Genomic DNA, 14,223 nt, shown 5'->3' with positions numbered 1-14,223 from the left:
TCAGAAGTCCAGCTGAAGGTCATCGGGACGAGCGCTGCCGGCATCGAGCCCGTAGACCGCGCGCGCAGCGCTCATGGCCTGCACCCGGTCCATGGCCCGGCGCTCCGCCGCCGCGTCCGTGTCGTCTTCCGCGAGCCCAAGCGGATCTATCGCATCGGGATCAGGACGGAACGCAGGTTCGCCCCCGTGCGCCGGGTGGCGCGATTGCTCGAGCCCGCCGTCTTCGTCGCCGCTGACTTCCACGGTCTCGGCCAGGCGGGCATCGGCCTGCCGGACTTGCCCCGCCCAGTCGTCGACCCGCTTGGGTGGCAGGTCTCCACGACGCCCCTCGTCGGACGCCGGGGCGGGCAGGACACGCTGCGCAAAAGCCGGGTCCTCATAATAGCGCAGCTTCTTCGCCCGGATCGGCGGCTGTCCCGAGACTAGGACCAGCTCGTCGGCGGGGCTGAGCTGCATGACCTCGCCCGGGGTCAGGAGCGGCCGTGCAGTCTCTTGGCGGCTGACCATGACGTGCGCGAGCCAGGGGGCGAGCCGGTGACCTGCATAGTTGCGCATTGCCCGCTGCTCGGTCGCTGTTCCCAGCGCATCCGAGATGCGCTTGGCCGTGCGTTCGTCATTGCTGGCGAAGGCGATGCGGACATGGCAGTTGTCGAGGATGGCGTTATGCTCGCCATAGGCCTTCTCGATCTGGTTGAGGCTCTGCGCGATGAGGAAAGCCCGCACGCCGTAGCCGGCAAGGAAGGCAAGGCTCGTCTCGAAGAAATCGAGGCGGCCGAGTGCCGGGAACTCGTCCAGCATCATGAGGAGGCGGTGGCGACCGGGATTGCCGGCATCGCCCGGCGCACTTGCCTGCAGTCGCTCGGTGAGCCGCCTGCCGACCTGGTTCAGGACCAGTCGGATCAGCGGCTTCGTGCGGCTGATGTCGGAAGGGGGAACCACGAGGTAGAGCGAGAGGGGATGGGGCGCCTCGACGAGATCGGCGATGCGCCAGTCGCTGCTGGAGGTGACGGCGGCGACCGTCGGGTCGCGGTAGAGGCCGAGAAACGACATGGCCGTCGACAGCACACCCGAGCGCTCGTTCTCGCTCTTGTTGAGGAGTTCGCGCGCCGTCGATGCGACGACCGGATGCACCGCCGGCGCGATTTCGGTTCCGAGATGATTGGTGGTCATCATCCGCCGCAGGGTGGCGGCGAAGGAACGCTGCGGGTCGGAGAGAATTGTCGCGACGCGCGCCAGCGTCTTTTCCTCCTCCGCGTAAAGGACATGGAGGATCGCGCCGACCAGCAGCGAGTGGCTGGTCTTCTCCCAGTGGCTACGCCGTTCAAGCGCACCCTCCGGGTCGACCAGGATGTCGGCGATGTTCTGTACGTCGCGGACCTCATTGATGCCGCGGCGCACTTCCAGCAGGGGATTGTAGCGTGCCGAGCGCAGGTCCGTCGGGTTGAAGAGCAGGCAATGGGAGAACAGCTGCCGCCAGCCAGCCGTGAGCTGCCAGTTCTCGCCCTTGATGTCGTGGACCACGGTCGAGCCGGTCCAGGAGAGCAGCGTCGGGACGACCAGGCCAACGCCCTTGCCCGAACGCGTCGGTGCAAATGCCATGACATGCTCGGGACCGTCATGGCGCAGGTAGCGCGCCCCCATCCGGCCCAGCGCGACGCCGCCCGCCCCGAACAGCCCCGCCTTGGCGGCATCCTTGCTGGTTGCCCATCGTGCCGAGCCGTAGGTCGTGACCTCGCTCGACTGCCGCGCCCGCCAGACCGAGCCGAAGATCGCCGCGCCGCAGCCGAAGAGGCCACTCGCCGCCGCGATGCCACCGGCCTCGTCGAACACGACCGGTGCATAGGCGTCGAACGAGAACCACCACGGGAAGATCGACCAGGGGTGATAGACGCGCAGGCCGAGCACGTCGAACCAGGGCGGCCCCAGTTCGGGCTGGTAGGCAAGCTTGGCTGCTGCCCATTGCGTCGCCGCCCAAACGCCCGCGACAATGATCGCGAGCACCACGAGGATCTGTCCTATGAGTAGTTTTGTCGGGGTCATGCCGGTCTCCGCCCTCGCCAGGAAAGTGACTGCGGGCTCGGGCATATCGTCCCAGAAGGCCGGCCAGGGCGTCAGGGTGCCGCTGGGATCGTGAGGCGCCTCTCCGCGGTCCCCAGGAACAGCGTCGCGTTGGAGGCATTGCGCGCGACGGATCGGGCATGCGGTTCCCCGACCTGCGGCCTCGGTCACGCCAGGCGCCCACTTTGTGCTCGCCCATGCAGTGGAGCCCTCGACGCGCAGATAAGGGGCTGCCGCTCGCGACCCGCTTGGCTACGGTCGGCCACTCTTGCCGAAAGGAGCACCGGGATGCCCCGCAATTTCACGCGACGTGAGTTCTATGATCTCGGCTGGTCCAAGCCGATCACCCACATCGTGAAGGAGTTCGCGCTTTCCGACGTCGCGATCCACAAGATCTGTCGCAAGCATGCGATACCCACGCCGCCGGCCAGCTACTGGGCCACGAGGCATGCAGGACAGAAGGTCGAGCAGACTGCCTTTCCAAAAGATTCGCCGTCAGGAAGGGCCCAAATTACGATTGCCGCGCCCGAGATACGAGGCGAGACCACTGCCGTGGCGGCAGCACGCGAGGCGGCCCGCGTGCGCGCCAGTGACGAGCCAGTCGTCGCCGCACAAGATGCCATCGTGGACAGGACCATAGCCGCCCTGCGCGCCGCTGCACCATCTCATAAAGGCATCGTCAGTGTTGAAGGACCGGAGGTAATTCAGTGCGAGGTCTCTCCCGCCTCCATCGACCGCCTGGAAACAATTCTGGGTCGCATCACTGCAGCGGCGCAACGACAGGATTTCACGCTTGAAGTAGGCGATCGGCGCGCGCGCTTCCGTGGAACCGGCGGGACGATCGGCCTTTCGATCACGGAGACCGTGAAGCGCGAGAAGCACAGGCCGACACCGGATGAGGAGTCTAAGGAAGCTGCATGGAGGCGTAAAATCGAGCGCAGGCGGCCAGGAAACCTAAGGGACTGGGAGTACCCGCCGCGCCCCGTTGTTCCCGAGTGGGACTATATCTGCACAGGCCAGCTCGGCATCGAGATGGAAGGGGTTTATGTCGCGAGTGGCCAAGGACCTCGCAAGACGTTTCGGGATGGCAAGGTCCAGAAACTGGAAACCCTTGCCGGCGACATTGCGGTCGCCCTTGTTGTTCTCGCAGTGACAAAGCGGAATCAGCGCGAGCGCCGGGCGGACGAAGAAAAGATTCGGAGAGAAGCGCGGTGGGAGCGTAAACGCCCCCTGCGCGAGGACTCTATACGAAACCACCGCCGCTTTTTTTCTTGATGTGTTCCTTGAGGAGTTGGTGGCGCTTGATCGATTGCGAACCTTGGATAGTGATCTTTCCTAAATCGAGCGGAAGGATGGCCTTGACCGCGTGAGGACGTTCGCACGACTGGTTGGAGCCGAATTGACACGCCGCGGCCGTCTCGCCCGCAAGGCTGGAGTAGCGATTTTTCGCCGAACGTATTTTTGGCGATGACGACGACTACGGGTTTCCATCGAACGCCTGGTAGCGTGACGATCACCTTCTAGATTGTGCCGACTATGTCACCGATGCTTCTACGACCCCTGGGTGGAGCGCTGCGAGCCGCCGACTGAGACAAGACCCATGCGGGCGCGGCGACGGCCGGTAAGGACGCTCGCCGGGGCCACGATCGGTTGACTAGCTCGCGATTTTTCGCCGCTCGATTTCCGCTGACACAGCTTCTTCCAGGTCCGTGAGGTTCTCGACATCGGTTACGGCAACCCAAGCTTGCGTCAATTGTTCGTCCGTCATTCCGGCCGCCGTTTGCTCAGCCGTGACAGCATCGACTTCAGGGTGTTCATGTGGGTTTTGTTCGCTCATTGTATATTCCCGCGTTGCACTAGGTTTGCTGTGTCCAGCAGCAATCAACGCTAGTCACGTGAGTTTGTTCTATGATGTTTGATCCACGTTATCGCACATCTGGAAGTTGGCAGGGTACCTTGCATCGAAGGCGCGCTTCCCACTCGAGCGTTTCTTCCTGAGAAGACTAAGGCGCGGCGTGCCTTGCCGGTCACCGCGCCTCTTTTCGTTCGACTTTGATCTTGCCCCGCGGCCGATGGGCTCAACCAAGTAACGAACCGAGCCGAACCAAAGAAACAAGTCCGAAACGCTTCTCGTCGCTACGTTACTGGCGTCCTAGCTGCGCACTGTGGCACCGCGAGGGAACTGCACCCGTCATGCATACGATGCTCGTCGGCGTTCTGCGATGCAACTCGAAGCACTACGCCATCGGACTGATGTGGTCCGAAGGCCGCTATCGTTTGAATGGAAAAGCAAGGCCATCCACCAACAAAAACGGGATCCTGGCGCAATATTCACGAAGAAAATCCCGGAGCAATATTATGCTCCGGGTTAGTTGAATTGGACTGTTGCACAGCCCTTCGGGTCGCAGGCGCTTGGTGCGCTAGAATCTGCGAATCATCAAGCGAATTTAATTTCATGATAATAAATGTTCGCGGAGACTCTTTTTTAGAATCCGGCAAGCACTTTACGCCGCCATCTCAAGGGGAGGGCGATCCCATCCGCCTGGGAAGATCGATCAAGGCTCGGAGCAACGAAGCGCTTTGCGCGAAGGATCTTGAGGCTGGATGCGTGGCCATGCCTGGACTCCGGACAGAGGGCCAGTGCGCATCAGGGTCGAGGCGTTCGCCGCCCCCGACCGCGGCGGAGCTTTACACCGTCGTCCGATCCGCAATCCGCATGATGTCCGTCAGCCTGGTTTGTGTTTTCGGACGTACCAAAGGCGCGAATATCGGTTGCAGTCGGCGCAGTACGCGATAAATCCGCCGCTGGTGCCAAGCCGTTTCCACCGCAGTACGGCTTGGCACTTTCGCATTCGTTGCTGCGCATGCGGGCAGGCCGAGGGGACACTTTCCCGATCATTGATGCAATGACGGATCAAAGCGCTGCAGCAGGCCGTGGGCTAAACTACCCTGTTTCATCGAAAAACTACCGCAGTGGCCCTGTTTCTCTTTGCATCAATGGTTAGAAAAGGCTGCGGGAAGCCGCTATTCGCCCGTATCCCGATGGCGGAAAGCCGCACCATAGTGTTCGTTGGGCAAGCGATCACCGCCTTCCGGGAAAAGCTTCTTGCGCATCGTGCCCGAAGCATACTCGGTCTTGTAGACGCCGCGATCCTGAAGCTCCGGGACGACGAGATCGACGAACGCACCAAGTCCTCTGGGTTCGACTGTACGAAGGAGGTTGAAACCGTCAATGTCTGCCTCTTCGCTCCACAGCGTGAGGGTATCCGCGACCTGGGAGGGGGAACCGACGATGAATGCTTCTCGCCCGCCGACATCGGCAAATCGAGCCAAATCGCGAGGTGTTACTGGCCGCCCGCCATTGCCCGCTTTCATGGCTGCAGCGATTGATTGGATCGCCTGGCTGTTGATCACCTCGATGGGTTCGTCAGGACCGATTTGACCAAGGTCGATACCCGCCATCGCCGAAAAAATGGCCAGATTGCCTTCCTGGTCAGAATAGCCTTGGATGTCGCGGACCAGATCTCGTGCTTCGGCCTCGCTTGGGGCTACCATCACCGTCGCCGCAGCAAAGACCTTGACGCTTTGGGCAGTCCGGCCGGCGCGTACCGCCGCCTCGCGAAAGCCGGCCGCCGTCCGCTTGGCGTGGGCAAGGTTGTTCGTGGACATGAACGTGCATTCGGAATGCCGGCCGGAAAAATCCTGTCCTCGTCCGGATGAGCCCGCGGTAAAGATCAGCGGGGTTCTCTGCGGAGAGGGTTCCACCAGATGAACGCCATCGCATCGAAAATGCTCGGAATGATGGTGGATCGCGTGGATCTTGGCTGGATCGGCAAAAATGCGTTGCTGCTTGTTGCGCAGCACGGCGTCCTCTTCCCAGCTTTCCTCCCAGAGCTTGTAGACGAGATCCATGTACTCGTCGGCCAGGTCGTAGCGCTTGTCGTGGGGTACGGGATCCATGCCCATTGCACGGGCGGTCGCCGGTATCACCCCGGTCACCACGTTCCACGCCAAACGCCCGCGAGTCAGGTGATCGAGTGTCGAGAAGCGACGTGCCAGCAAATAGGGCGGTTCATAGGTGGTGTTGCTCGTAATGCCGAAGCACAGCCCCTTGGTGACCGCTGCCATTGCCGAGATCAGCATCATCGGATCTGCTGATGGGAACATTGTCGCCGAGCGGATGAGCGCGTCGGGCTTGCCCTTGTATGTATCTGGAAGCCCAAGGCTGTCAGCGAGGAACACGCAGTCGAGCAGTCCCCGCTCCGCTTGCATTGCCAAATCGGTCCAGAATTCCAATTCGTTGTACGCGAGGCCGTTCGCCTCGGGATGGGCCCAAAGGCCGCCCCAACTCTGCGAAGGGGATGCCATGAAGAACGCGTTGAAATGAATCTGCTTGTTGGGCTTTGCCATTGGTCTATCTCAATGCAGGTTGGAAGGCTGGTCGGCCATAGTCACCTGTCCAGCCAAAAGCTCGACGATCGGGATACTTGTCGATCAAGCTGAGCGCGCGAATTCCTCGACCGCGTTCGCCACGCCGGGATAAGCGCGAAATTTGGGCATGAGCTCATCTTCTGCCTTGTCGCGCAAAAGCTTTTTCCAGTTCGGGACGTTGCTCGCGATAAAGGCGTTGCCGTCTATTGCCTCGAACAATGCCTGGCAGACGTCGGTTGGCAACTGCTCCTGATCGAGCGGAAGCAGCCCCTTCAACTGGTCGTCGTCCAGAGCCGTCATGCGGCCGCTTGTGTGGAAGCTCGTTCGCGTGATGTCCGGAACGAGGGCCATGGCGCGGATCCCCATAGGCCTGCAATAAAGAGCCAGAGCTTCGGTCAACCCTATTACTCCGGCCTTTGTCGTCGTGTAGGGAAGCGCAAACGGTTGCTCGGGAAAAAGACCGAGGCTGGAGGCGGTGTTGATTATGAGCCCGCTTCCTTGCTTTGACATCGCCGGAAGAAATGCCTTCAGGGCGCGCACGATCCCCAGGACGTTGACGTCGAATACCCACTTCCAGTCACTCAAGGGGACTGAATGGATGGGGCCCGCCGCGGGAACCCCTGCATGGTTCATCAGCACGTCCACTTGGCCGAAGCGCTCGAAGGCTTGCTCCGCGAGGGCGTTGACGTCGCTGTCCGATGTTACGTCACAGCGGACAGCGAAAGCCTGCGTGCCGGCTCGGGTCAATTCGGCGGCCACGCGCTCTGCCGCTGCAGCGTCGAAATCGGAGACTACCAAGCGAGCTCCGCGTCGGCCGAACTCGAGCATCACCTCGCGCCCGATCCCGTTTCCTGCGGCGGTTGCAACCACGACTTTGTCTTCAAGGTCCACGCTTCTCTCCGTTCCAGCCCGATTAAGATGCCCGCTTCCGAACGAAACGGTTGACCGTCTTCGAAGCCAAATGTAGTCAAGTGACTACACCTCGTCAAGGCTGTGGGGCTCTTCGGCAAACAGCGATGCGCCGCCGAGTGGAACATGGAAAAGCGAGGCAGTGCCGGAACGCTTGGTGCGATGTGCACTCGGCTGTGCCGCGCGATGCAGGGTGTGTCTATTTTAAAGGAGTTGAGATGGAGAAGAGGCGTACTGCGATTGTTGTCGGTGCAGCCGGCGGTATAGGCCGGGCGGTCTGTTCGCGATTTGCCTCTGAGGGATTACGTGTCATCGTAATCGATCGGGATGGCGAGGGCGCAGAAAAGACATGCAAGCAGCTTGCCGGTGAGGGGCATGAGTTTCACGGGCTGGATGTAACGATGGAACACCGGGTGAACGAGGTGTTTGATGAAATCGAGCGCAGGGAACCGGCAGGCATCCTCGTTGTCGTCGCCGGGGGACCTCTGGTCGATCCGGCGAAGCCGCCAACTGTTGCCGAGATGTCGACGTCGGAATGGAATGACACGCTCGCCTTGAACATTTCCGGCGCCTTCTACTGCGTTCGAAAATTTGCGCAGCTGCGTATCGCCGTGTCGCTCGAACACGCCCGGATAGTAACCTTAGGGTCTGTTTCGGCGCAGATCGGCGGCGCGCCGACCGGTGTCGCCTATGTGGCATCCAAGGCCGCGGTCATGGGAATGACGAGGCAGGCGGCAGCAGAACTCGCGACTGCCGGGATAACCGTGAATTGCGTATCGCCCGGTCCGATAAGCACTCCGGCTTTTTTCGAGGCAACCAGTGAAGATGCGATCGATTCCATCGAACGCCGAGTGCCCCTTGGACGTATCGGGACGCCCGATGAAATCGCGGCTGCCGTAAGCTTTTTGTGCTCGACGCAAGCGGCTTGGATCACGGGAACGACCTTGGACGTGAACGGCGGCGTGCATATGCGCTGAGTTTTCGCGATTTCCGTGGAATCTGCTCCGGGGTTTCATCCTACCTGTCCGGGGTCCGCCTCAACTCCTCCAGGCCGATTTCGCCTGCAAGCACCGCGCTTACGACGAGTTCCGTCCGATCATGTACACCAAAAAGCCGGCGGGCTTCGGTCAAGTACCCATCGACGGTGCGCGGAGTGAGGGACAACGCGCGGGCGATTTCCTTGTTGGACAGTCCGCGACCGGCCAGGACGATGCAGTCGCGCGGGCGAGGATGGAGGCGCGTGGGAGAAGCCGGTTCGGGCGCATATCCGATGACGCGCCTCGCTGCTTGAAACGCAAAGATGCCCAGCATCTGGACCATCCCAAGGTAACGGTTCGCCCGGTCAGGCTCGCGCATGCCTGCAAACGTGCAGGATCCTGCACAATGGCCAAGCATGAGGCTTGGAGCCGTTATACCTTCGTTCAGCCCTTCGCGCCGCCCCTCTTCAAAGCATCGGCGATCATGGCGCGAGATGGTGATGTACCGAGAGATATCGGACCAAAGAAATGCGCCATCCGCGAATAAGCAGCTGCGGATGACCGGGTCCCGCCGATAATGGCACTGCCCGATCAGTCGCGAAGAAATCGCCTCGGGATAGCGTTTGATATCAACGCGAGGAGCAGTCGGCATGCGCAGGTCGTCGTGGTGAATGAGGGCGAAGAACTTGCAGCCGATCTCGAGAGCCAGCGCTTCCATCTGGTTGAAGATATCGTCCCTGGTACGACACTCTCGGAAAGCTCGAAGGAGTTCGCCAGTCAAGTTGACGGCGGACGCGAAGTCGTAGGGACCTTGGTCAAGGGCCAGCATGCCAGCCGCGCCTCATGAATTGACCACACAACGTACTTGCCAACATCCCTTCGCCCCGGCTGAAGTCATCCGGCCTCCCCCACGCGGGGCAGGTCAATACACCGCAAGGTTATCTTCGGGGGAGGCATGGCTCATGTCGGCGCATTCAAAGCTGTTGGGTGGAGACTCATCATGCTGGGAACCGTGAGTCCACGAGGCGACCCGCCACCGCGTGCGTGCACGCAGCGACGTCTCGCTGCCTATCTCAGCACGTCCGAGAGAAGCGCCATGGCGCTGGTCCAAGACCGCCGGTCTGCTTGCGGTTCGTAGCGTATCCTGTCGGGCTTCCCTATGGCATCGGCCTCTGGATTGGTGAAGCTGTGGACTGCGCCGCCGAGGATCTGCAACTCCCAGGCCACGCCGCCTGCGCGCATCTCTTCCTCGAACTCGGCGCGCTGCTTGAAGGGTATGATGGGATCTTCACTGCCTATGCAGGCAAGGACGCGGCCCCTGATATGGCGCGCGTCTTGTGGCCGCGTAGTATCGAGCGATGCGTGCAGCGCAATCGTAGCCTGTATGCCGGCTCCGCTGCGGGCGAGTTCCAGAGCAAGCTTGCCTCCAAAGCAGAAGCCGAGCGCTGCCATCCGTTCGGCGTCGATATCGGGCCGGGCGGCCAGAGCCTCCCAGGCACCGCCGGCGCGGGCACGGATAGCGCTGGTATCGTGATGCAGGTCGTTCAATTGCGCCAGAGCGCTTTCTAAAGTGGAATATACCTGCGCGCCGCCGTGAAGGTCACAGACGAACGCAGCGTATCCGGCCTGTGCAAGCTGCCAGGCGCGCTCGTGCACATGCGCGCTCGGCCCGATGATTTCGGGGAAGACAAGTACGGCCGGAAGCGGACCTGCCTGTTGGCCGGGGCGCAGAAGGGTGCCGCGCATCGCGATATCATTCGCCTGATACTCAATAGTTTCGCTTGTCACCTTCATGCGGTCGTATCCTCCTTGTTGGGATTGGCGATGGTGAGTGCGGACGGCGCTCTTGTGGTGAAGGGCGCACTTGCCGCGTGTTCACTCGAAGTTATCGATCGGCGTTTCTGGCCATTCGAGCGACAAGTTCACGGGCGCCGTTCGAAGCGATGGCCAGTCGCGTCTCGGCGGCACATCTTCGTGTGGCCATTCGTGACCGCGCCAACATCCGCGCCTCGAAACCGGCAATCCTGGTATCGAGGGCCTCATCGATGATCATCGCGTGCGCAAGGTCGACAGCATCCGCCAAGCCCAGGTTGAGGCCCTCGCTCGCAAAATGGGGCATCACGTGCGCCGCGTCGCCGATCAGGGTAACCCGGGACAAACCCTGCCACGGCGAGCCGCCGGGTAGTCTTAGGATGGGTCGCAGCGTGAACTCTTCTGCGCTGGCCTCCAGAAGGGCCACCAGATTGCTCGACCAGTCGCGGTAATGCGAGATTAGCTGGGCTTTGTCCTTTGCCGCAGGCCGCTCTTTCCAGATATCCGCGGGACCTCCAGGCGGATCTTCGAGGATCGCTAGGAGGCGCACGCGGTCTGAGGCTTGGCGCTGCGCAATCAGGCCCTTGCCTGCACCGAACGCGAACATCGTGCCCATGCCCACTGTTTCGCTGGGATCTGTGAACGTACGAACGTTTTCGATACGCAATTCTGCGACGGTGATGCCTTCGTAGACCGGCTGGGCATCTGTCAGGAGTGTGCGCACGCGCGACCACACTCCGTCGGCCCCGACGATGAGATCGAAAGTTCGCCGCCGACCGTCGGAGGACACGATATCCCACCCGCCGTGTTCCTGCCGCTCGAAGCCGGCGGCCTTGAAGGACCAGTGGATGGTCCCGACAGGAAGGGACGAGCGCAGGATCGAGCGAAGCTGCGTGCGCTGGATCCTCGAGCGCGAAGCACCGGAACCGATGTCGCGCAGGAGGCAATTCCCTTGTGCATCGTAGACCGTCGTCATGTCATCCGCGCGCCCGGCGGCTTCGAGCAAAGCAAGTTCGACCCCGGCCAGCCGAAGTGCGTTCATGCCGCCTTGCTCATCGATATCGAGCGAGACGTCCCGCCATCGGTCCGGCGCATCGCTGTCCTCCTCGAGGACTTCACAGGCGATACCTCGGGCATGGAGAAGGCGTGCCAGGGCCAAGCCTATCACGCCGCCGCCCACTATGCCGACTATGGGGAAAGGACGCATGGCGTTACCTTTGGTAAGAGTAACAAAGCGGGCGAGGAGAAGGGATCGTCGCGACCAAGATCGACGCGGTGCAGCACGCATGCGAAGATTTTCCAAACGACGCCTTGGCATTCAGGCCCGTCACGCATCGTCTTGCCGTCTTTGCCGGAAGCGAGGGGGCGCCATCGCCGTTCATATGAGGGTGTCGACGATGCCGCCGTCGACACGCAGGGCTGCCCCGGTCGTCGCCGAAGCCTGGGGCGAAGCTGCGTAGACCACCATGTTGGCCACTTCATCGACAGTCGCGGCTCTACGCAAGATCGAGGTGGGGCGAAACGTGCGGACCAACTCTGCCGTCGCGTCCTCGACGGACTGGCCGCTCTCCTCGATCTCTTGCCGGTACATTTCGATGAAACCTTCTGACAGCGTGGGGCCGGCTATCACCGAGTTCACGGTCACCCCCGTCCCGGCCATCCGCTTGGCCAGGCCGCGTGCCAACGCGACGTCGGCGATCTTGCTTACTGCGTAATGAATCATCTCGGGCGGAATGCCGTAGCCTGCCTCGGACGAGAGGAAGATTGCCCGACCCCAACCCTTGGCCGCCATTGCGGGCAGGTAAGCTCGTGCCAGACGCACGCCTGCCATCACGTTCAACTGCCAATGGCGTTCCCAACAGGCGTCCGTGGCCTCGAAGAAGTCGCTCGCCTCGAAGATCGCAAGGTTGCTGACGAGAATATCACATTCCTTTGCCGAGGCGAGTAGCGACGCGCATCCGCCGGCATCTCCGAGATCGGCCGCGACGCCTCGCGCGCTGGAGCCGAGCTTGTCGAGCGCGGCGTCGACCTTGTCTTTTCGGCGACCATTGATGACCACCTTTGCGCCGGCTTCGATCATCTTGGCTGCGACCGCAAGGCCGATGCCCTCGGTTGATCCGGTGATGACGGCGGTCTTCCCACTCAGGTCGATTTGCATGGGCACGTCTCCTCATTCACGCCTGACGGCGCGGTACGTTCATCTGGAAATGGTTGTTCGCCCTGGCCGCCGGTCAGAACGTCTGCGCGGCGAAACTGGTCATGCCGAGCGCAGCAATCTGGCCGATCGCTGCGATGGTTTCGGGTGTTGCGGCGTGGGCATCCAGCTCGGCCTGGCTGTTCCAGACTTCAAACAAAGAGATGGTTCCCGGCGCTTCGGGGCTGATTGCATACTCGTAGGCGCGGCAACCAACATGCTTGCGAAATGCGGGTACGGCCTCTCGCAGCACGTCCACGGCCTTTCCCAGATTTGCCTCGGGAAGATGGATCGTGGCTTTCTGCACGATCGGCACGGGACCGCCGTGTTCGTCCCACGCATCACTGGCGGGAAGCATCTCGGCGGCGGCCATGTTCTGGAGCTTTGCCTTCGTTCCGGGAAATGCCGAGATCAGGAACTTCCCGGCCTTGAGGCCGTCGATCAGCACATCTGCGGCTTCTTGTGCCGTTTGTAACCGGTGTGAAGGCATTGAAGCAGCCATCAGCTCGGCTGGGATTCCGCGCAGGCGTCCCGGCTTCAGAAAGCCTGTATCCGTCATGTCGGGGCAAAACACTGACACCCCGATCCCGCGGTTCAGGGCGTAAGTCGCGAGAGATCGGCTCAGCGCGATGATTGCTGCCTTGGAAGCCAGATAGGGAGCGGCGAGGGGAACGTCATGGAACAGGCCGGCGCCCGAGGACGTGTTTATGATCCATCCACCGCCTTGCGCAGCCATGCGCGGCAAGAACGCTGAGATGGAACGCCCCAGCCCCGTCAGGTTGATATTCAACATCCAGTTCCAGTCGGCCGGCGTCACGTCCTCCAGCATTCCGCCGACCGATGCGCCGGCATGGTTGAAGAGGAGATCCACGGTCCCCAAGGTGGCGAACGCGCGATCTGCGAAGTGCGCGACAGACCTGTCGTCACCAAGATCGCATGTTTCGGCTGTTGCATCGAAGCCGAGACCCCGCAATTCGCCGGCGGTAACCTGCGCCGCGTTGATGTCGACATCGCCGATCAGTACTGAACCTCCTGCCCGTGCCAATCGCAAGGCTATCTCACGCCCGATACCGGACGCGCCGCCGATGATCGCGGTCTTCTTGCCTTCGAGATTCATTCGTCTCTCCTGTTTTTTGCCTTGCCGCGCGACTTGGCTATCGTGGGAGGCGCAGCACTGGTTGGAGCGCGGGCATCCCAGGCGGCGATGTCGGCGATGACGGCGCGCAGGGCTTCGGACCGTGCTTCCTTAGGGTCACCTTCGTAGCTCGAGGAATAAAGCAGGTAGGGTTCGAACAGCAGCCATCCCATGATCCGGGATGCCAGGATCGCCGCCTTGATAGGTGGGCTTTCGCCGTTCTGTCCGGCTGCAAGTTCCGTAAGGCGGGACAATCCGCCGGTCTGCGTCATATAGTCGGCGGGATCGTAGCCCTCCAGCAGGAGATAGGCGATGATCCGTATGAAAGCCGGGTTCTCCTCCATGACACCGAACATCTGCGTCACTGCGGTGGGAAGATCGTCGGTATTGGCAGCCGCTTCCCTGAACTGTGCGGCGTTGCGCCCCAGCAGGTCCCGGATCAACTGCTCCTTCGAACCGAAATGACGATGCACCAGACCCTGGTTTACCCCCGCCGCCGAAGCGACGTCGCGCACCGATACCGCGTCGGGGCCCTTTCCCCCAAACAGCTCGCTGGCCGCCTTGAGCAGCGCCTCGCGCGTTTCCTCGCGGCCCCTGGGTGGAACACCACCCGCATCCGCTTTCTTGCTGGCCTTGGGCTTTGCATTTGCCTTTGCCGCTGGCTGGTCTTTCTTCGCTGCCGGCATTGTCGAGTGTCCCCTTCTGGC

At 61.8% G+C, this 14,223-nt stretch carries 12 protein-coding genes; 2 read left to right on the top strand and 10 right to left on the bottom strand.

The window, feature by feature from the left end; all coding sequences use genetic code 11:
• The gene (locus LO787_RS05540; RefSeq protein WP_232494853.1) at positions 1–2,040 is read right to left on the bottom strand and encodes a conjugal transfer protein TraG; all 2,040 of its coding nucleotides are present in this window, start codon (positions 2,038–2,040) and stop codon (positions 1–3) included.
• A gap of 306 nt (positions 2,041–2,346) precedes the next feature.
• Between LO787_RS05540 and LO787_RS05535 the strand changes: the two genes are divergently transcribed.
• Positions 2,347–3,333, top strand: coding sequence for a hypothetical protein (locus LO787_RS05535; RefSeq protein WP_232494852.1), 987 nt, complete (start codon positions 2,347–2,349; stop codon positions 3,331–3,333).
• A gap of 379 nt (positions 3,334–3,712) precedes the next feature.
• Here the strand turns inward: LO787_RS05535 and LO787_RS05530 are convergent, their stop codons facing one another.
• From LO787_RS05530 to LO787_RS05520, 3 genes are all read right to left on the bottom strand, one after another.
• Positions 3,713–3,895, bottom strand: a complete 183-nt coding sequence (locus LO787_RS05530) for a hypothetical protein (RefSeq protein ID WP_232494851.1) — start codon at positions 3,893–3,895, stop codon at positions 3,713–3,715.
• Between the two features lie 1,187 nt (positions 3,896–5,082).
• Positions 5,083–6,468 (bottom strand): LLM class flavin-dependent oxidoreductase, encoded by a 1,386-nt coding sequence (locus tag LO787_RS05525; protein ID WP_232494850.1) that lies wholly within the window; start codon positions 6,466–6,468, stop codon positions 5,083–5,085.
• Positions 6,469–6,552: 84 nt separating this feature from the next.
• Entirely contained in the window at positions 6,553–7,380 is an 828-nt protein-coding gene (locus LO787_RS05520) for an SDR family NAD(P)-dependent oxidoreductase (protein WP_232494849.1), read from the bottom strand.
• 236 nt (positions 7,381–7,616) lie between these two features.
• On the opposite strand from LO787_RS05520, the gene LO787_RS05515 reads away from it, so the two are divergent.
• Complete coding sequence (locus tag LO787_RS05515) at positions 7,617–8,375, top strand: SDR family NAD(P)-dependent oxidoreductase (protein ID WP_232494848.1); 759 nt, start codon at positions 7,617–7,619, stop codon at positions 8,373–8,375.
• A gap of 40 nt (positions 8,376–8,415) precedes the next feature.
• Here LO787_RS05515 and LO787_RS05510 read toward each other — a convergent pair whose 3' ends face one another.
• The 6 genes from LO787_RS05510 to LO787_RS05485 all read right to left on the bottom strand — a co-directional run bounded on the left by LO787_RS05510 (position 8,416) and on the right by LO787_RS05485 (position 14,202).
• Positions 8,416–9,204 carry a LuxR family transcriptional regulator gene (locus LO787_RS05510; protein ID WP_232494847.1) on the bottom strand — a complete coding sequence of 263 codons (789 nt, stop codon included), beginning with the start codon at positions 9,202–9,204 and terminating at the stop codon, positions 8,416–8,418.
• Positions 9,205–9,443: 239 nt separating this feature from the next.
• Positions 9,444–10,169: a dienelactone hydrolase family protein gene (locus LO787_RS05505; protein WP_232494846.1), complete on the bottom strand. Its 726-nt coding sequence runs from the start codon at positions 10,167–10,169 to the stop codon at positions 9,444–9,446.
• 91 nt (positions 10,170–10,260) lie between these two features.
• The gene (locus LO787_RS05500) at positions 10,261–11,346 is read right to left on the bottom strand and encodes an FAD-dependent oxidoreductase (RefSeq protein ID WP_232494845.1); all 1,086 of its coding nucleotides are present in this window, start codon (positions 11,344–11,346) and stop codon (positions 10,261–10,263) included.
• A 219-nt stretch (positions 11,347–11,565) separates the two neighbouring features.
• Complete coding sequence (locus LO787_RS05495; RefSeq protein ID WP_232494844.1) at positions 11,566–12,345, bottom strand: SDR family NAD(P)-dependent oxidoreductase; 780 nt, start codon at positions 12,343–12,345, stop codon at positions 11,566–11,568.
• A 73-nt stretch (positions 12,346–12,418) separates the two neighbouring features.
• Entirely contained in the window at positions 12,419–13,498 is a 1,080-nt protein-coding gene (locus LO787_RS05490) for an SDR family NAD(P)-dependent oxidoreductase (protein WP_232494843.1), read from the bottom strand.
• Positions 13,495–14,202: a TetR/AcrR family transcriptional regulator gene (locus LO787_RS05485; protein WP_232494842.1), complete on the bottom strand. Its 708-nt coding sequence runs from the start codon at positions 14,200–14,202 to the stop codon at positions 13,495–13,497. Before LO787_RS05485 ends, LO787_RS05490 begins: the two co-directional genes overlap by 4 nt.
• Positions 14,203–14,223: the final 21 nt, after the last annotated feature.

The organism is Novosphingobium kaempferiae (assembly GCF_021227995.1).
Lineage (GTDB): Bacteria > Pseudomonadota > Alphaproteobacteria > Sphingomonadales > Sphingomonadaceae > Novosphingobium > Novosphingobium kaempferiae.
This window is presented reverse-complemented; position numbering and strand designations above follow the sequence as displayed.